Raw genomic sequence first — 628 nt, forward strand, 5'->3', positions numbered from 1 at the left:
ACGGTTCACGAGTGAGAATGCAGGCATGAGTAGCGAGACAGGAGTGGGAAACTCCTGCGCCGATTGACCAAGGGTTCCTGGGTCAAGCTGATCTGCCCAGGGTAAGTCGGGACCTAAGGCGAGGCCGACAGGCGTAGTCGATGGACAACCGGTTGATATTCCGGTACCCGTGGTGGAGCGCAAGGGCCGAGCCCGGTGATGCTAAGTCCGTGAAGCCGGCCGGATCCTTCGGGGTTCGGTGCGGTGGAGCCGACGGTCCGATCCGGTAGTAGGCGAGTGATGGGGTGACGCAGGAAGGTAGTCCAGCCCGGGCGGTGGTTGTCCCGGGGTAAGGGTGTAGCCCGAGGGGTAGGCAAATCCGTCCCTCGTGGAGGGTGAGACCCGATGCCGAGCCGATGGTGGCGAAGTGGATGATCCTATGCTGTCGAGAAAAGCCTCTAGCGAGTTCCGTCGCGGCCCGTACCCCAAACCGACTCAGGTGGTCAGGTAGAGAATACCGAGGCGTTCGGGTGAACTATGGTTAAGGAACTCGGCAAAATGCCCCCGTAACTTCGGGAGAAGGGGGGCCGTCTCTGGTGATCGTCCGTGCGGCGTGAGCCGGGGGTGGCCGCAGAGACCAGCGAGAAGC

The 628-nt window shown here is 62.4% G+C and carries 1 rRNA gene; it reads left to right on the forward strand.

From position 1 onward, the window contains the following. Positions 1-628: ribosomal RNA gene (locus ABD335_RS30650) — 23S ribosomal RNA — on the forward strand; the annotation flags it as partial.

It is taken from the genome of Streptomyces macrosporus, assembly GCF_039533145.1.
In the GTDB taxonomy this organism is placed as follows: Bacteria; Actinomycetota; Actinomycetes; order Streptomycetales; family Streptomycetaceae; genus Streptomyces; species Streptomyces macrosporus.